Source organism: Bacillus sp. PK3-067, from assembly GCF_056738645.1.
On the sequence record NZ_CP096490.1, the window covers coordinates 4,808,282 to 4,826,215 of the forward strand.

At 38.9% G+C, this 17,934-nt stretch carries 16 protein-coding genes; 6 read left to right on the forward strand and 10 right to left on the reverse strand.

What is annotated here, in order from left to right:
* Nucleotides 1-60: 60 nt before the first annotated feature.
* The 6 genes from menC to M1D73_RS24850 form a co-directional block, all read right to left on the reverse strand.
* The gene (gene menC, locus M1D73_RS24825) at nucleotides 61-1,167 is read right to left on the reverse strand and encodes an o-succinylbenzoate synthase (protein ID WP_000403308.1); all 1,107 of its coding nucleotides are present in this window, start codon (nucleotides 1,165-1,167) and stop codon (nucleotides 61-63) included.
* On the reverse strand, nucleotides 1,168-2,613 hold the full coding sequence (locus M1D73_RS24830) for an o-succinylbenzoate--CoA ligase (RefSeq protein ID WP_121868468.1): 1,446 nt from the start codon (nucleotides 2,611-2,613) through the stop codon (nucleotides 1,168-1,170).
* 324 nt (nucleotides 2,614-2,937) lie between these two features.
* Complete coding sequence (gene menB / locus M1D73_RS24835; protein ID WP_000963881.1) at nucleotides 2,938-3,756, reverse strand: 1,4-dihydroxy-2-naphthoyl-CoA synthase; 819 nt, start codon at nucleotides 3,754-3,756, stop codon at nucleotides 2,938-2,940.
* 69 nt (nucleotides 3,757-3,825) lie between these two features.
* Nucleotides 3,826-4,638 (reverse strand): 2-succinyl-6-hydroxy-2,4-cyclohexadiene-1-carboxylate synthase, encoded by an 813-nt coding sequence (menH, locus tag M1D73_RS24840; RefSeq protein WP_001103345.1) that lies wholly within the window; start codon nucleotides 4,636-4,638, stop codon nucleotides 3,826-3,828.
* Nucleotides 4,635-6,389 (reverse strand): 2-succinyl-5-enolpyruvyl-6-hydroxy-3-cyclohexene-1-carboxylic-acid synthase, encoded by a 1,755-nt coding sequence (gene menD, locus M1D73_RS24845; protein WP_001059195.1) that lies wholly within the window; start codon nucleotides 6,387-6,389, stop codon nucleotides 4,635-4,637. The genes menH and menD overlap by 4 nt, the downstream gene beginning before the upstream one ends.
* Complete coding sequence (locus tag M1D73_RS24850) at nucleotides 6,386-7,780, reverse strand: isochorismate synthase (RefSeq protein WP_000616739.1); 1,395 nt, start codon at nucleotides 7,778-7,780, stop codon at nucleotides 6,386-6,388. Before M1D73_RS24850 ends, menD begins: the two co-directional genes overlap by 4 nt.
* A gap of 194 nt (nucleotides 7,781-7,974) precedes the next feature.
* On the opposite strand from M1D73_RS24850, the gene M1D73_RS24855 reads away from it, so the two are divergent.
* Both M1D73_RS24855 and M1D73_RS24860 read left to right on the forward strand, forming a co-directional pair.
* A complete protein-coding gene (locus tag M1D73_RS24855) occupies nucleotides 7,975-8,928 on the forward strand; it encodes a 1,4-dihydroxy-2-naphthoate polyprenyltransferase (protein ID WP_000425770.1) in 954 nt (317 codons plus the stop codon).
* A 109-nt stretch (nucleotides 8,929-9,037) separates the two neighbouring features.
* Entirely contained in the window at nucleotides 9,038-9,769 is a 732-nt protein-coding gene (locus M1D73_RS24860) for a yteA family sporulation protein (RefSeq protein ID WP_071740500.1), read from the forward strand.
* Nucleotides 9,770-9,813: 44 nt separating this feature from the next.
* Here the strand turns inward: M1D73_RS24860 and cspD are convergent, their stop codons facing one another.
* Nucleotides 9,814-10,014, reverse strand: coding sequence for a cold-shock protein CspD (cspD, locus tag M1D73_RS24865; protein ID WP_001193054.1), 201 nt, complete (start codon nucleotides 10,012-10,014; stop codon nucleotides 9,814-9,816).
* A gap of 391 nt (nucleotides 10,015-10,405) precedes the next feature.
* Here cspD and M1D73_RS24870 point away from each other — a divergent pair, with 391 nt between their 5' ends.
* From M1D73_RS24870 to M1D73_RS24885, 4 genes are all read left to right on the forward strand, one after another.
* A complete protein-coding gene (locus M1D73_RS24870; protein ID WP_001201257.1) occupies nucleotides 10,406-11,188 on the forward strand; it encodes a TIGR00266 family protein in 783 nt (260 codons plus the stop codon).
* A 214-nt stretch (nucleotides 11,189-11,402) separates the two neighbouring features.
* The gene (locus M1D73_RS24875; protein WP_000521639.1) at nucleotides 11,403-11,552 is read left to right on the forward strand and encodes a hypothetical protein; all 150 of its coding nucleotides are present in this window, start codon (nucleotides 11,403-11,405) and stop codon (nucleotides 11,550-11,552) included.
* Between the two features lie 337 nt (nucleotides 11,553-11,889).
* Entirely contained in the window at nucleotides 11,890-12,612 is a 723-nt protein-coding gene (locus M1D73_RS24880; RefSeq protein WP_001260111.1) for a lipase family protein, read from the forward strand.
* Between the two features lie 76 nt (nucleotides 12,613-12,688).
* Nucleotides 12,689-12,823 (forward strand): hypothetical protein, encoded by a 135-nt coding sequence (locus M1D73_RS24885; RefSeq protein WP_000911075.1) that lies wholly within the window; start codon nucleotides 12,689-12,691, stop codon nucleotides 12,821-12,823.
* Nucleotides 12,824-12,926: 103 nt separating this feature from the next.
* Here the strand turns inward: M1D73_RS24885 and glgP are convergent, their stop codons facing one another.
* The 3 genes from glgP to glgD form a co-directional block, all read right to left on the reverse strand.
* The gene (glgP, locus tag M1D73_RS24890) at nucleotides 12,927-15,335 is read right to left on the reverse strand and encodes a glycogen phosphorylase (RefSeq protein ID WP_000494106.1); all 2,409 of its coding nucleotides are present in this window, start codon (nucleotides 15,333-15,335) and stop codon (nucleotides 12,927-12,929) included.
* 18 nt (nucleotides 15,336-15,353) lie between these two features.
* Entirely contained in the window at nucleotides 15,354-16,784 is a 1,431-nt protein-coding gene (gene glgA / locus M1D73_RS24895) for a glycogen synthase GlgA (RefSeq protein ID WP_023901191.1), read from the reverse strand.
* A gap of 113 nt (nucleotides 16,785-16,897) precedes the next feature.
* On the reverse strand, nucleotides 16,898-17,932 hold the full coding sequence (glgD, locus tag M1D73_RS24900) for a glucose-1-phosphate adenylyltransferase subunit GlgD (protein ID WP_000504171.1): 1,035 nt from the start codon (nucleotides 17,930-17,932) through the stop codon (nucleotides 16,898-16,900).
* Between the last annotated feature and the right edge of the window lie 2 nt (nucleotides 17,933-17,934).

Here is a 17,934-nt window from a genome sequence, read left to right on the forward strand (position 1 = left end):
TACCGACAATGAACGACAAAATCCTCTCGCTATTTGCGGGCATCCTAATGAAACTTCCATTTACCGCTCAAACACAATCCGCTGCTTCGTAATTTCTTCCAATCTTCCGCGATCTACTTCATACTCAGCATCAACGCTTTGCGGCACCATCACTTTCCCGCCCTCAAGCATCACTTCCGGCCAAATAATATCCTGCTCCCAATGTCTACTAGAAGCAGATATATCTCCTGGAATCGTAAAGTTAGGCAATGACGCAAGAGCAACATTTTGCGCTCGTGAAATCCCCATCTCTACCATACCACCGCACCAAACGGGTACGTTATGTTCCATACAATAATTATGGATTTGGATTGATTCTGTTAATCCGCCCACTCGCCCTGGTTTAATGTTCACAATTTGGCAGCTGCCAAGCGTAATCGCAACGCGTGCATCTTCTAAACTATGAATACTTTCATCTAAACAAATCGGCGTTTCAATTTTCTTTTGCAATTCCGCGTGATCAAGAAAATCGTAATCCGCTAACGGTTGTTCAATCATCATTAATTGGAATTCATCTAGTCGTTTCAGCCTCTCCGTATCCCCTAATGTATATGCTGAGTTTGCATCAGCCATTAACGGGATACCTGGGAACTCTTTACGAATCTCTTTCAATAATTCGTAATCATGCTCTGGCTTTATTTTCACTTTAAAACGCTCGTATCCTTCTTCCGCGTACTTCTCGATTTGTTTTAACATAACTGGAATCGTATTAAGGCCAATTACAACGCCGACTTCAATTTCATGACTAGTTCCGCCAAGTACTGTCGCTAGCGATTTCTTTTGACGCTTCGCATATAAATCCCAAACAGCCCCCTCTATTCCGGCTTTTGCCATTCGGTTTCTTTTTATATGTTGAAATAGACCCGGTACCTCATTCGGATGAGAAATTTCAGCCTTTAATAAATCAGGTATTAAAAAGTCTTGCAGTACATGCAGCGCTGTCTTCACCGTTTCTTCCGTATACCACGGTTCAGAGAATGCAACGACTTCCCCAAATCCGATGTACCCGTCCGTATCCTCTAATTCAATAACGATACTCTCACGCTTTTCGTAAGTCCCGTAGCTTGCAGCAAACGGGATTACGAGTGGCATTTCCGTTATATACAGTGTCGCTTTTTTTATTTCCACCTACATCTCCTCCACTAATTGTCTTAACTCTCGTCTTAACAATTTTTTCGAAGCGTTACGTGGTAATTCCTTTAAGAAACATGCTTTCTTCGGCACTTTATATTTCGCTAACTTCTCCTCGCAAAAATGAAGAATTTCTTCTTCTGTTACCGCCCCGCTTTTCACAACAAAAGCAGCTGGTACTTGTCCCCATTTGTCGTCAGACATACCGACAACGCCAGCTTCCGCTACTGCCGGATGGGAGAGTAACACTTCTTCAATTTGAGCTGGGTATATATTCTCTCCGCCAGAAATAATTAAATCACTGCGGCGATCTAATACGTATAAAAACCCTTCTTCGTCTAAATAACCGAGGTCGCCAGTATGAAGCCATCCGTTTTGAATAGTCTCTCGCGTCGCATCTTCACGGTTAAAGTAACCGCCTGTTACGTTCGGTCCTTTTACTACAATCTCACCTTCCGCAAATGGTGGCACTACTACGCCATCTTTTTCAATACGAAGTTGGCACTGAAATAGTGGTTTTCCAGCTGATCCTACTTTCGTTAACATGTAATCTGCGGATAACGTACAAATTTGCGAAGATGTTTCTGTCATACCGTACGTTTGATATACAGGAATTCCTTTTTCTACACATGCTTCTAATAGTGGTTTTGGCGCTGGTCCTCCGCCAAGTAACATGCATCGTAAAGAAGATGGATATGTCTCTGCCCCAAGTCGCTCTAATAAATCAGTTAACATTTTAGAAACGACAGAAATAATTGTTACTCCTCTCGTTTGAAGTGCTTTATGAATAAAATCAGCATCATATTTCGGAACAAGTAAAATACGCATGCCATACATAATGTTTTTCATTAAAAGAGATAGCCCGCCAACATGGAACATCGGCATGCAGGCTAACCAACAATCATCATCACGAAGTCCTAAATTAAGCGACGAACCGACTGCGCTTGCCCAATGATTGCCGTACGTTAAAATAACGCCTTTCGGTTTGCCTGTCGTCCCAGACGTATAAATAATTGTCATCGCTTCTTCTAAAGAAAACTCTTCTTGTATAGAGGCTTCCTCTTTTGGTCCATTCATCACTTCGGCTAATGAATAAACAGGAACATCTTTAGCATCAAAATCTTGATCCGTTACTAAACAAACAACTTCAGCATCATCCATTTGCCAAAGTAGCTCTTCTCTTGAAAGACGCGTATTTAAAAGCACAGCTACTGCACCTACATAAGATAGGGCGTGAATAACTGTAATCATCTCCATACCATTTTTCATCAGAACAGCCACCTTTTGCCCTCGCTCCACTCCAACATGCGTGAGGTGTTCACAAACAGATACTACTTTTTCATGCAGCTCCATAAAAGTAACTTTCTCTTCCTCTATTTCAATTGCAGTGCGATCTGGTGTTAAAAATGCACGTTGCATTAACCAATTTGGCATCGTCTCCATCATTCATTCTCCTTTCATGAAAGAAAGAGACTTGATATGATATCAAGTCTCTTAGTTGTTTTGTTTCCGGTTTGGTCTTATCCAGCTACAGCAGCTAGAATGCTCGGTGGCTTCACTTCTTCCTACGAGGCAAAAAGCGCCTCTACGTCAGAAGCTCCATCCCCCTCACATTCTGAACGAGCTGCTTTCGCTTTTGGTTTCATCCAGCTACAGCGGCTAGAACAGTCGGTCGTTTCACGCCTTCCTACGAGGCAAAAAGCGCCTCTACGTCAGGAGTTCCAACGCCCTCTTGTTCTAAGCAAGCCGCTTCCGCTTTTGGTTTGATCAAGGGAAACGAGGGAATTGACCGAAGTCCGGACTGCGTTTTTCTTTGAATGCGTCACGACCTTCTTTTGCTTCGTCAGTTGTGTAGTACAATAACGTTGCATCTCCAGCTAGTTGTTGAATACCAGCTAGACCGTCTGTGTCTGCGTTGAATGCAGCTTTTAGGAAACGAAGTGCCATTGGGCTGTTTGCTAAAATTTCTTGTGCCCATTGTACTGTTTCTGCTTCAAGCTCTTCTAATGGTACTACAGTGTTTACTAAGCCCATATCAAGTGCTTCTTGAGCGTTGTATTGACGGCATAGGTACCAAATTTCGCGAGCTTTCTTGTGGCCTACCATACGAGCTAAGTAACCAGCTCCGTATCCACCGTCAAAGCTTCCTACTTTAGGACCTGTTTGTCCGAATACAGCGTTGTCTGCAGCGATTGTTAAGTCACATACGATATGAAGTACGTGTCCACCACCGATTGCATAACCTGCTACCATTGCGATAACTGGTTTAGGAATTGCGCGAATTAGACGTTGTAAGTCTAATACGTTTAAACGAGGGATTTGGTCGTCACCTACATATCCACCATGACCGCGAACTTTTTGGTCGCCGCCAGAACAGAATGCACGTCCACCTTCACCTGTTAAAATGATAACGCCAACATTTGCATCATCACGAGCTTGTGCAAAAGCGTCGATTAACTCCATTACCGTTTTAGGACGGAATGCATTATGTACTTCAGGGCGGTTAATCGAAATCTTTGCGATACCATTGTATGTTGAATAAATAATATCTTCGTAATTGCCTTCTTTTACCCATTCAATAGCCATTACAACTACCTCCTTGTATATTTCTGATCTCCTCTATAAGTGTAACTTCATTCTTAACTGAAAAAAGCATCACTGCATAGTTTTTAGAAATCCCTTTACTATTGTATCAAACTTTTCCGGTTGTTCCACATGAATTGCATGGCCAGCACCATCAATTTTGACAAATTTCGCGTCAGAGATGCATTTTTCAATATTTTTTAATATACGAAAGAACTTTTCATCATACTCTCCGTTCATTAAAAGAACAGGTATTTTTAAGTTTTTCAGCTCATCCCACCATGAAGGCTGAGCCCCCGTTCCCATGCCGCGCAAGCTATTTGCAAGTCCTTTTGGATTGTTAGCAAGTCGTTCTTTTCGCACCGCTTCTTGTACGTTTTTTGCTAAACGTTTTTGCGTTTCAAAAAGCGGAATATTTTCCCACATAGATACAAAACTTTCTATGTCTTCTCGCTCAATTTTATCGGCAAGTCGATCATCTTTTTCACGACGTTCTTTTCTATCTGCTTCGTTTTCGAGCCCAGCTGTACAATTTTCTAATAAAAGAGAGTGTACATAATCTGGATATAGACATGCCATCGTAATCGCCAGTCTTCCTCCCATTGAGTAGCCAAGTATATGTGCTTTTTCAATATGAAGGTAATCTAGTAGTTCTTTCATTTGCAATGCCACATTTCGGATATCATAATGCGCAACATTTTCAGGACTCTCAGTCTTTCCGTGTCCAACAAGATCCACTACAATAACTTGAAACTGCTCACTCCATGAAAAGATAAAAGAACGCCACGTTTCCATGCTTCCCGTAAAACCATGAAGAAGTAGAAGTGGTTCCCCGCTTCCGACTACTTCATATTCATACGATACACCTTGCAGCGTTACGTTCATTTTGATTCACCTTGCAACGATGTAGTAATTACGTCCTGTGTTTTTGCCCATAACGTACGGTGCAATGTTAAGTTTTCATCACGATTCGTACAAATTTCCACAACGTGTAAACCTTCTGTCGTCGTTCCTTTTCGAACTTCTTCTCGGAATTGCTCCCAACCATTTACACGGCTAAATGAACCGCCGTACATTTTGACAACGTGCTCATAATCAAGTCCAATTGGTGTTCCAAATAATGATTCAAAATGTTCCTTTTTCTCATACTGTGGTAAGAATGAGAAAATACCCCCACCATCATTATTTACAACGACAATTGTTATATTTAATTCATGTAATTTCGCTGCTAACAGTCCATTTAAATCGTGATAAAATGATAAATCACCAATTACTAATACAAGTGGGTCGCAAATAACGCTTGCTCCTAGAGCTGTCGAAATGATTCCATCAATACCATTTACACCACGGTTTGCCATCACATGGATGTTTTTATCCGATGTGAAGAAGAATGAGTCTGTATCACGAATTGGCATACTATTGCTCGCAAATAACGTTGCGTCTTCTGGTAATACGCGCACAATATCTGTAATAACCTTTCCTTCAAATGCAGTTTCATATGTTTCCATTTCACGAAGCGTTTCCTTCGTTTTTTCGTTTATATGTTGCCACATTAGGGACCAATCATTCTTTTTCATAACTGGCATTTTTTCTATTAATGCCTTGCAGAATTCAATGTCACTTGCTTGCACAACTTCTGTCGCAACAAGAGCTGGATCTCTCCATTGTCCTGATTCATCGACAACGATATGAACTGCTTTTGTTTGTTTTTTTATGAACTGCGTTAATGATTTAGAAACAGGCATACCACCAAAGCGAATTAAAACGTCCGGTTTCCATGTTTCTTTTAACTTTTCATTTCGTAAAAATGTATCATAACAGTCAATTACCATCGTTTTATCGTGGTGTCCGCTACGAATATTAGAAAGTGGGTCTGCTAATATAGGATAGCCAGTTTTTTCAGCTAGTTGCGTTGCAAACATTGCAATTTCTGCATGACTATCATCTCCACAAATAATAAGCCCCTTTTCCATATGTGAAAGGCGCCCTACAAGAGAATCTACATATTCACTCGGCATCACCGCGTTTCCTTGCTGAACTACTCCTGTATATTCACTACGTCCTTTATCCCATAAGCTTTCTAGTGAGAAATCAGGGATAAGTGGCTCGCGAACTGGAAAATTAAGATGAACAGGACCCTGCGGCGCTAAACAAGCATTTGCTACTATACGCTGCGTCGTCATACGAGCGTAATGATACATCGCTTCACTTGCTTCTGGCAGTGCCATCTCTGTAAATTGTTTCACAAAAGTACCGTATAAATTAAATTGATTCATTGCTTGTGGTGCACCAACATCTCTTAATTCATGCGGTCTATCCGCTGTTAAGACGATAAGTGGGACCCTTGAATGAAAAGCTTCACATACAGCTGGATAATAGTTCGCTGCTGCTGTTCCTGACGTACATAATAATGCTACTGGGCGTTTTTTTGCTTTCGCAATACCGAGCGCGAAAAATCCTGCTGATCTTTCATCCACATGTAAATATGTGTTCATTCCTTCGTGTTGTTCCATTAGTAAAGCAATCGGCGTTGACCGTGAGCCTGGACTAATGACAACATCACATACATCTAGACGCGTCAGTTCATCCACGAACGCGCCTAAATAATATGATAATGCTTCTATATGATTGTTCATTTCATTAATTCCTCCAAAGCACCAAGCATCGGTCTAAACTTCAAACTTGTTTCTTCATATTCAAGCTGCGGGATTGAATCAATTACAATACCACAACCGGCAAATAAGGATGCTTTCTCGCCGTTTAATAATCCGCAGCGCAGCGCAACCGCAAATTCACCATTTCCTTCATCATCTATCCAGCCAATCGGTGCACCATACAACCCTCTGTCTAACAATTCAACATCACGGATCAGTTTCATCGCTTCCAAACGAGGTGTCCCGCCAAGAGCTGGTGTTGGATGTAATTCTTCTACCATTGTTAAAAGACTCGCATCGCCTTTTGCTTCTACAGGCGTATATAAGTGAATTAAGTTTTTCGTTGTTAATAAACCTGGGCTTTCCGGAATATTAACGTATTCGCAATGTTCATTTAGTACCGAGCGGATCATGTTAACAACATACCCATGTTCAGCTAAATTCTTTTCATCATGAAGAAGCGCATTACTATTTCGCTTACTTTCTTCTATAGAATGACCATGACCGATTGAACCCGCAAGACACATCGATGTAAATTTCTCATCTTCTTTGCGAATTAATCTCTCAGGCGTCGCTCCTAAGAAGCATGCTCCTTTATAATCAAAAGAAAATACGTAACAATCCGGTTGACCAATGCGAAGTGCTTCTAAAACAAGAGCAGAATCAATCGACTGATTCATCTCTACTTTTAGTTCCCTCGCCAATACAACCTTCTGCACGTTACCCTGCTTCATCTCATCTTGTACTTTTTCAATTGCTTTCATCCAGCCTTTCGGATCCACTTCTACTTTAGAAATAACAGTCAATTTCGATCCGTTTAGCGCACATTTACTCTCTCCCAAAATCTTCTCTTCTAAAGAAATCATTTCGTTAGAAAGAGTTTCTGCACAATCTGTTGCTGAAACAAATGTATTCATCGTTAACCATGCTTTTTCATTTTTTACAGTTAATAAAAATGCTGGTAGTGAAAATGTCGTATCTTTAAATTCTTTCCATAGGTCCGTTTTCTCTTTTTCTGGATCAAATGAAAAACCACCAAATAAAAGCGGACCCGTTCCAAATTCATATTCATCTCTTTGGACAAATGCATTCTCTTTTACTTTCTCCCACTCGTCGCGAGCGGTTTGAAAGCGCTTATGAGAAGAATTTGCTATAGTGAAAACAGAGCCAATTCCTGCAAATATTACATGCTGAGCCGGGTCTGCAAAATAACATCTATTTTCGAATGAAATCCTTTTTCCTGCTGCATAGAACAGAAGCGGATCCACCCAGTCTATTTGTTTTACAAAACTAACCAATGTTTTTTCGTTAGTTGCACGCTTGATAGCTGCAATAAGAACTTCTTGCAAGCCTTTTTGTTTCGTTTGAATCACAATTGTCTCCCCCCTATGGGCGAAAAATAGTCATAATTACGCTTGATTTTAAGATACACCTCAAACGAAAGGCCTGTCAACGTTTAGCATTTCTGAGAAATTCACCTTCTCTTCCTAGAAAATAAACGTTGACACTAAATGATGCTTTTTCTACACTTAGTTGTGTACAATATGTGACCAAAGGAGGATTCAACATGGAAATGAACGTCAAAACGAATTCCTCTCCTACGGCGCCAAAGCCAAGTAAGCAAACCGGCTGGCGCATCTGGTGGAGTTTACTACGTCCCCATACATTAACAGCAGCTTTCGTGCCTGTTTTCATCGGAACAGCATATTCGATGCAGGTCGGAGGTATAAATCAAATACATCTTCCTCTTTTCCTTATGATGCTTCTTGCTTGTCTTCTCATTCAAGCAGCAACAAACATGTTTAATGAATACTTTGATTATAAAAGAGGACTCGATCACGAAGGTTCAGTTGGTATCGGCGGCGCTATCGTTCGCGATGGCATTCAGCCAAAAACAGTGCTTAACTTAGCATTTGGATTTTTCGGCATCGCAATACTATTAGGTGTTTATATTTGTATGAATTCTAGCTGGTGGCTTGCTGCAATCGGTCTTGTTTGTATGGCTGTTGCTTACCTTTATACAGGTGGCCCACTTCCAATTGCATATACACCATTTGGAGAGTTGACAGCCGGATTATTTATGGGTGTCATTATTATTGGGATTTCATTCTTTATTCAAACTGGAACTGTAACATCAGAAGTCATTTTACTATCTATTCCAAGCTCCATTTTAATTGGTGCCATTTTACTAGCGAATAATATCCGTGACTTGGATGGCGATAAAGAAAACGGTCGTAAAACGTTAGCAATTCTCGTCGGACGTGAGCGAGCTGTTGGTGTACTTGCTTCGATGTTCATCGTTTCCTACATTTGGACAATTGCTTTAATTATCGTGGGCATCGTATCACCATGGATGCTTATCGTATTTTTAAGTGCTCCGAAAGCATTTAAAGCGACGAAAGGCTTTATCGGCAAAAGCATTCCGATGGAAATGGTACCTGCGATGATTGCAACAGCAAAAACAAATACAATCTTCGGTTTCCTAATGGGAATCGGATTATTACTTGGATACTTTCTATAAAAGGAGCTGCTTATGCGGCTCCTTTTTCATATCTAAAATTCATCTCATAATTCCTACTCTCAACGCTCATACTATGTAAAGAAACTGAATTGTAGGAAGGTGGACGACTATGTTAACTCCACAACAAGTAGGTCAATTTAAATCCATTTTAGAAAAACAAAAACAAGAACTAGAGCAAACGATACAAACTCATGAAAATACAGATCGTGCTTCTGAACGTGACTCAGTAGGAGAACTGTCTAGCTATGATAACCATCCAGCTGATATGGCTACAGAGCTATATGAACGTGAAAAAGACTTCGGGCTTATTGAACTTTGGCATAAACAGCTTGATGACACGAAACACGCCTTGCAAAAAATAGAAGCGGGTACGTACGGCATTTGCGAAGTGTCTGGCGAAGAGATTCCATTCGAAAGATTAGAAGCAATGCCGACTGCTACAACATGCGTTCAGCACGCGACAAATAAATTAAACATGGATACGCGTCCAGTTGAAGAGGAAGTGTTATCCCCTTCTTTCCACAAGCATGATGAGGACCATTCTGTTGAGTACGATGCGGAAGATGCGTGGCAAGATGTCGCAAATTACGGAACATCTGAAACGCCGTCTGATTTAGAAAGACAAGATTCAAAAAACTATAATGGCATGTATGTAAATAGTGAAGAAAACGTAGGCTACGTGGAGGATTTTGAAAACTTTATCGGTACGGATATGTACGGGAAAAACCCACAAGTTTTCGCTACAGAAGAGCATGAAGAATATGAACAAATGCTTGATGATTTTGAAGAACGTACCTTCAAAGGTGAATTATCTTCAAATGAATCTAGTTCCAAAGAATAAAAAAAAGCATTCCGAAAATCGGAATGCTTTTTATCGCTAGCTAATTAGTTTTTTGTAACGTTAGCAGCTTGTGGTCCACGGTTACCTTCAACGATTTCGAAAGAAACTTCTTGACCTTCTTCTAAAGTTTTGAATCCGTCACCTTGGATAGCTGAGAAGTGAACGAATACATCGTCTCCACCTTCAACTTCGATGAAACCGAAACCTTTTTCGCTGTTGAACCATTTAACTTTACCTGTTTGCATGTCATGTACCTCCTAAATAAAAATGAAACTATGAATCCACATGAAAAGGTGGATATAAAGGACATGAATGTATAACAAGCTTACAGCCTTTAATTCAACGTGCTTTATTTCCGTACCACATTATGTAGCTCAATAGTGATTTCACTATATCACGCTATATCCAAAACGTCAAATGAGAACACTTTCATTCCACCATTTTTTTATAATTTTAATATAATGTTGAATTTCCATATTCATATATTATCCCGCCATTTGTGGACAGCTTGATTGGCGGGAGCTGATAATCAGTTTTGGCTGGTTCCACTTTATTTGAAAATTAACAAAACTAAAGTATTCTAATCCTATTAAATTCTGTACAATATAAGTATCTATTACATACGAGGTGAAAAAAATGAGAGCACACGAAATCGAGTATAAGTTATATGGCGATGATATGCAGTTTGTTGAAATTGAGTTAGATCCAGAAGAGAGCGTGATCGCAGAAGCTGGCGCAATGATGATGATGGAAGATTACATAGAAATGGAAACAATCTTCGGTGATGGTTCTGGCCCATCTGGAGGTTTATTCGGAAAATTAATGGGCGCTGGTAAACGTCTCGTTACAGGCGAAAGTATGTTTATGACTGTATTTACAAATACAGGTCACGGCAAGCGCCACGTCTCATTTGCTGCTCCTTATCCTGGTAAAATTATTCCTGTAGATTTAACAGAGTATCAAGGAAAAGTAGTTTGTCAAAAAGATGCCTTTCTTTGTGCCGCAAAAGGTGTTTCTATCGGAATTGAATTTACGAAAAAAATAGGAACTGGTTTCTTCGGTGGTGAAGGTTTCATCATGCAGAAACTTGAAGGTGATGGCCTTGCTTTCATGCACGCAGGTGGAACTGTATATAAACGTGAATTAAAACCTGGTGAGAAACTTCGCATTGATACAGGTTGTCTCGTTGCTATGACAAAAGACATTAACTATGATGTCGAGTTCGTTGGTAAAGTAAAAACAGCTCTATTTGGCGGCGAGGGTTTATTCTTCGCAACATTAGAAGGTCCTGGAACAGTTTGGATTCAGTCCTTAACACTTAGCCGCTTAGCAGCACGCCTTACAAGCCCAGCAGCGCAAAGTACTGGCGAAGGTAGTGTATTAGGTGGACTTGGTCGTTTATTAGATGGGAAAGAGTAAACTGTGCCCTTATGTAGGCATGGCCATCAACTAATAAAATAATAAAATTAAAACACCCTTGCTTGCAGTAATGCAGTGAAAGGGTGTTTTAATTTACGTCTACAAACGAGAAAAAGCAGTTAAAATAAAGTAATAAGGTTTACTTCAGGAAAATAAGGTATATTATATTTGTTGAATAGATTCTCTTTAGAGACAAGAAAAGTAGGTGAACAAAGTGGGAAAATATCAATTGGATTCCAAAAGTCAGGTAGCTGTGGCAAAGTTCCATGAAAAACAGAAACCTGCCAAATTTGATAAAAAGCAGCAACTTGAAAAATTGCGTACGGAGTATTTGAAAAAGAAGCAAAAACAAACAGATAAATAATACGTTTTGTTTTTCAAATTTTTCTGTATATAGTGTAAACAAACATAAGAAAATAGGTAAGTTATTCATCGTTCAAATATATACAGACTATTTTTTCAAACCTCTTACTTATGCAACTAACGTATGCGTCAGTTCATTAAGAATAACTAAAAAAGTCGATTCCTTGAGATGAAAAAGAGTAAACAGTGCCCTTATCAGGCACTGTTTTATTTTGACGTTATAATTTCCTCCACTGATTTAGATAAGCGATACAAGCTATTCCCCACCTCCAAAAGAATGAATCAAGTTCCTCACTGCATATATTAAACTATACTTTTTCTTAAGGAGGGCTTCCTTAATGCGTACTCCTTTATCCTTTGATAAAGACACTGCCATACTGTTAGCTTCTTGTTGTGAGTTAACGTATGAACAATATAAACAAAATGGCATTTTCGAAATACCAGATGGTTTTCAATATGTACAAGGGTTTCAAGGAAAGGCCATTCAAACAACAGAATGGTTCGGATTTATATTAGAATCTGAGGATACAATTATTGTTGCCTTCAGAGGCACTCAAACAGACCCCGATTGGATTATTGATTCTCTCGTCAATCAAAAACCTTATCCTTATGCTTTAAATGGCGGAAATGTCCATAACGGTTTTCTCTCTATTTATGAGTCTTGTCGTGATTCTATTATGGATATGCTCGTATCATTGCCAGCACATAAAAAACTGCTAGCTACTGGGCATAGTCTAGGTGGCGCGCTTGCCACATTACACATATTAGATGCACGTATAAATACTGCCTTCGCACAGTATGGACTTTATACATTCGCTTCTCCAAAAGTAGGAGATATCGCTTTTCGAAATTATTATAAACTACAAGTAGCTAGTAGCTTTCGTTTCGTCAACTTGTTCGATGTCGTCCCACTTCTCCCTCCCCGAAACATAAATTTTAATGATCATGATTGGGAGTATGCACACGTCCATCACAACATGACATTTACAAAAAACACAAAATCCATTACAAATAATCATTCCATTACAACATACAAAACATGTCTGACTTCTCATTTTTAACCAGTAAACAATTGGAAATAAAATATTCGTATACTATAATAATGTATGAAGTTATTTTTGGATGAGGGGACCTTACATGTTAAAATTTATCTTCGCACTTTTTCTTATTGTAATTTTTACGGTTACAGGTTTCTTTACATTTTCATACTTTGCGACAGGAGAGTATGATGGGGCAGGTATCATATATACCACTGTTCCATTTCTTTCTTAAGCAAAATAAATAAAACGAGCTTAATTTTATTAAGCCCGTTTTATTTATTAATATCCATTTCGGTTGGTAAATCGATAATATATCTCCCAATATAGCAACCTCTTTAAAACTGTTTAACTGCATTACCGATACCCCAAATTTCATTACTGTACTGCAAAATTGTTCGATCGCTCGCAAAATGACCAGACTGTGCAATATTTAAAATCGACATTTCTAGCCACTTCGTTCGGTTCTCATAAGCTCTACCGACAGCCTCTTGTCTTTCAGCATATGGACCAAAATCTCGCAGAACGAAATATTCATCGTTTTGAATAACGAGAGAATCGTAAATCGCTTCAAATTCAGCTCCCGATTGTGCAAAGAAACCATTTGTTAATTGATCAACTACTTTTTTAATGTGCCTATTGTGGTGATAATAATCACTTGCACGATACCCACCATTTTGATAGTAATGAAGAACCTCTTCGGCTGTTAAACCGAAAATAAAACAGTTATCCTCACCGACCCGGTCTTTTATTTCAACGTTAGCACCGTCTAGCGTTCCGAGTGTAATCGCACCATTCATCATAAATTTCATATTACCTGTTCCCGATGCTTCTTTACTCGCCGTTGAAATTTGTTCACTTACATCCGCTGCTGGGAATATATCTTCAGCTAAAGAAACTCGATAGTTTTCTAGAAAGATAACTTTCATATATTGACTGACATACGGGTCATTATTTACTTTTCTTGCGAGTTCATTTATTAATTTAATAATTTTTTTCGCGTAATAATAGCCAGGTGATGCTTTCGCTCCAAAAATAAAAGTACGCGGATAAAATGTAAAACTAGCATCCTCTTTCAAACGGTTATACAAATATAAAATATGAAGAACATTTAATAATTGTCGTTTATAAGCATGTAATCTTTTCACTTGCACATCAAAAATAGAATTTGGATCAATGGTAATCCCCATTGTATTATGAATACGCTCCGCTAAAATCTCTTTACGCTCTTGTTTTACCTCTGCAAATTTCTCTTGGAAACTCGCATCATATTGAACTAATTGTAGCTCTTGAAGCTTAATCGGTTCTTTCTTCCACTCCGTTCCAATCGCCTCTGAAATGAGATTTGTTAACTGTGGATTTGCTTTCATAAGCCAGCGCCTATGAGCAATTCCATTCGTCTTATTATTAAACTTATCTGGATAAAATTCATAAAACAATCGCATTTCCCGCTGCTTTAATATTTCCGTATGAATTTTTGCTACACCGTTTACGCTATGGCTACCGACAATCGCTAAATGAGCCATTTTCACAAGGTCATGTGCAATAATCGCCATTGCTTCAATACGATCCCACTCATGCGGATACTGTTCCCACAGTTCATGACAGAAACGTTCATTAATCTCTTCAATAATCATATAAATTCTCGGTAATAACGGTTTAAAAATGTGAATTGGCCACTTTTCGAGCGCTTCTGATAACGTCGTATGATTCGTATAAGAAATCGTCTGCGTCGTTATGTGCCAAGCTTCTTCCCATGCTAACTTTTCTTCGTCTAGTAAAATACGCATCAGTTCCGGAATTGCTAAAACCGGATGTGTATCGTTAATGTGGATCGCAATTTTTTCATGTAGTTGACGAAGGTCACCATATCTTTCTCTATGCATTCGAACGATATTTTGCAAACTTGCTGATACGAGGAAATACTGTTGTTTTAAACGAAGTATTTTTCCCTCATCATGCGTATCATCTGGATATAAAAACTCCGATACAGCCTCTGTTTCACGCTTATATTTCAAAATATCTTTGCAGTTTTGCGGGAAAGGAACTGGTTCAGCATTCCAAAGTCTAAGTGTATTTACAGTACTCGTCTCATAGCCAACTACAGGCACATCATATGGCACGGCCATAATGACTTCTGCATTTGTATGCCTAAACTCTAAACGCCCGTCAATTTCTAGCGGTTCAACACTGCCGAAATAACTTACTTCTACAGCTTGATCATACCTTCTTACTTCCCATACGTTTTCATGAAGAAGCCACTGTTCTGGAAATTCAACTTGATAACCATCAACAATTTTCTGATCAAACAAACCATGTTTATAACGAATTCCACAGCCGTGTCCTGGTAAGTTTAAAGATGCGAGTGAATCGAGAAAACAGGCTGCTAAGCGTCCAAGCCCACCATTACCAAGGCCTGCATCTGCTTCCACTTCTTCTAACTCTTGTAATGAAATCCCTAGTTCAGATAACCCCTGCTCGCATACATCTCGAATACCTAAATTCAAGATGTTACTTCCAAGCAAACGTCCAAGCAAAAACTCAATAGACAAGTAATACATTTGCTTTTGCTCTCCGGATCGATAACTCTCGTTCGTTGCAATCCATTGACTATTCATATACTCACGTACCATATGGCCAAGCGTATTATATTGATCACGAGTTGTAGAATCTTTAAAACTTTTACCATACATCGTCTCTAACTTTTCTAGAAAAGTTGATTTAAAACTTTCAACATGAGTAAACATTTTTTCACCACCTACATGTTATTCCATGAGACTTTTATACAATTCCTTATAAGCAAGAGCCGATTGCTCCCAGCTATAATCTTCAGTCATCGCTTGTTTTACAAGCTGCTCCCACACTGGTTTATCATGATAGAATTCAATTGCACGATGAATCGTATGCAGCATGTCATGTGCATTAAAATTCGTGAAACTGAAACCATTTCCTTCTCCAGTTTCTTCATCATAAGAATGTACCGTGTCGTTTAACCCACCTGTTTCTCTTACAATTGGAATCGTACCGTATGCTAATGCGATAAGTTGTCCAAGTCCACACGGTTCAAACAGCGATGGCATTAAAAACAAATCGCTTCCCGCATACACTTGGTGAGCTAATTCTTCATTAAATCCGATATAAACTTTTACCTTCTCCGGATACTCATATGCCATCCACTCAAAGAATTGCTCATATTCCGAATCACCTGAACCTAAAATAATACATTGTACATCTTCTTCCATTATTTCGCGGAATACAGTACGTACTAAATCAAGACCTTTTTGCTTCGTTAATCTCGTTACCATTGAAATAATTGGTGTATCCTCTTTTTCTGGCAAACCAAAATAACGCTGCAAGGCGCGTTTATTTTCACTCTTTTCATATAATGACTCTGCATCATACTGGGCCTTAATATACGAATCCGTTTCTGGATTATATACGCTCGTATCAATACCATTTACAATGCCGCTAAGCTTATCATTATATTTTCGCAGTAATCCATCTAACTTCTCACCGAAAAATTCATATTGAATTTCTTCTTTATACGTCGGGCTCACCGCTGTAATTTGATCCGAAGCAATAATACCACCTTTCATAAAGTTTACGTTTCCATAAAACTCTAGCTGCTCACTATGAAAATATTCATCACCAAGCTCTAACAAGTCGTACATCACTTCAGGAGGAAATACACCTTGGAACTGCAAGTTATGAATCGTATATACCGTTTTAATACGCTCATATAACGGGTTATCTTGATACTTTTCACGAAGTAAGAAATTAACCATAGCCGTATGCCAATCATGGCTATGAAGAACATCCACTTCAAAATCAAGGTGCGGAATACACTCTAACACTGCTTTTGAGAAATAAGAAAAACGCTCTCCGTCATCGTAATGACCATACAGAGAATCTCTCTTAAAATAATATTCATTATCTATTAAGTAATACGTAATTCCGTCTTGCTCACCTTTTAAAATTCCACAATATTGATTTCTCCACCCAAGAGGGACGTTAATTACTTTATGTAACGTACATCCATCTCTTAACTTTTGCGGAATGAGACTATAATTCGGAAGTATAATACGAACGTCCACTCCTAATTTTTTTAGCTCTTTTGGGAGCGCACCCGCTACATCAGCTAATCCTCCCGATTTCACAAACGGTACACATTCTGATACTGCAAATAAAATATTCACTTGTTGTCCCACTGCGCGAAAAGTTTTTATTACTCCTCTTGCAGCTTCCTCCCTTCGAGTTTTCATTTAAATTAAAACTTTAATCAGTGGAGGAAAAAGCCCCCACTGATTCTTTAGGAATAACTATTAATCGTACTGTTTTGTACGCTTCCTTTTTCTACAACATACGGCTCATCGGCGCTTCCTTTTAATACGACACCGTCGCCAATTTTCACGTCTTTATCAATAATAACACCGTCTATTATACAGTTATCTCCAATTTGGCTCTTTTGCATAATAATACTGTTACGAATAATTGAACCTTTTCCAATTTTAACCGAACGGGAAACAACACTGTTTTCGACTTCCCCTTCAATAATACTGCCATTTGCAATCATTGTATTTTTCACGACTGCACCCTTTAAATAACGAGTTGGTGGCTCATCTTTTACTTTCGTAAAGATCGGTGCTTCTTTCTTAAATAATTGCTTCCAAATAGCAGGTTGCAAAATTTCTAAGCTATGTTTATAGTAACTTTCAATCGAGTCAATAATTGCTACATATCCAGTATGTTCATATGTAGCAATGTGTAATGATTTCCCGCGCTTTTCTCTCACTACATCAAATAAACTGTATTGTTCCACACCTTTATATGACTCAAATAAGTCTAACAATAATTGTTTCTTTAACACGTATGTTTGAAGCGAAACCCCTTTATGGCAAACTTCTGTAATATCAGCTGCCGTATGTATATGTCGCTCTAACACCGCTTGAAAATTTAATGCTGTTACGAGATGGCTATTCGTAATAACAACGTACTCTTCTCTGCTTCTTAGAAAATAATCAATATGTCTTCTAAAGTGTGCAAAAGACCCAAATTCATCTTGGTCACATTGGCAGTTTGGCGGGAATAAAAATAGTCCGTCTCGTTTTCTATCTAAATCCCACTGTTTTCCTGAACCAACATGGTCCATTAACGAACGATTTTTATGGCTTGTAAAAACTGCCACACTATGAATACTAGAATTCACCATATTTGAAAGCATGAAATCAATGAGTCGATAACGGCCCCCAAACGGTAACGCCGCTAGTGAACGATGCCCTGTTACTTTCTTTAAGGAAGGAAAACTTCCCGTTGCATTAATAATTCCTAACATTTTTTCTCCCATTC

What these genes read in the sequence shown, in the direction of transcription:
- M1D73_RS24830 (WP_121868468.1), bottom strand. Translation starts at nt 2,613, where the DNA reads ATGGAGACGATGCCAAATTGGTTAATGCAACGTGCATTTTTAACACCA.
- menB (WP_000963881.1), bottom strand. Translation starts at nt 3,756, where the DNA reads ATGGCTATTGAATGGGTAAAAGAAGGCAATTACGAAGATATTATTTAT.
- menH (WP_001103345.1), bottom strand. Translation starts at nt 4,638, where the DNA reads ATGAACGTAACGCTGCAAGGTGTATCGTATGAATATGAAGTAGTCGGA.
- menD (WP_001059195.1), bottom strand. Translation starts at nt 6,389, where the DNA reads ATGAACAATCATATAGAAGCATTATCATATTATTTAGGCGCGTTCGTG.
- M1D73_RS24855 (WP_000425770.1), top strand. Translation starts at nt 7,975, where the DNA reads ATGGAAATGAACGTCAAAACGAATTCCTCTCCTACGGCGCCAAAGCCA.
- M1D73_RS24860 (WP_071740500.1), top strand. Translation starts at nt 9,038, where the DNA reads ATGTTAACTCCACAACAAGTAGGTCAATTTAAATCCATTTTAGAAAAA.
- cspD (WP_001193054.1), bottom strand. Translation starts at nt 10,014, where the DNA reads ATGCAAACAGGTAAAGTTAAATGGTTCAACAGCGAAAAAGGTTTCGGT.
- M1D73_RS24870 (WP_001201257.1), top strand. Translation starts at nt 10,406, where the DNA reads ATGAGAGCACACGAAATCGAGTATAAGTTATATGGCGATGATATGCAG.
- M1D73_RS24880 (WP_001260111.1), top strand. Translation starts at nt 11,890, where the DNA reads ATGCGTACTCCTTTATCCTTTGATAAAGACACTGCCATACTGTTAGCT.
- M1D73_RS24885 (WP_000911075.1), top strand. Translation starts at nt 12,689, where the DNA reads ATGTTAAAATTTATCTTCGCACTTTTTCTTATTGTAATTTTTACGGTT.
- glgP (WP_000494106.1), bottom strand. Translation starts at nt 15,335, where the DNA reads ATGTTTACTCATGTTGAAAGTTTTAAATCAACTTTTCTAGAAAAGTTA.
- glgD (WP_000504171.1), bottom strand. Translation starts at nt 17,932, where the DNA reads ATGGGAGAAAAAATGTTAGGAATTATTAATGCAACGGGAAGTTTTCCT.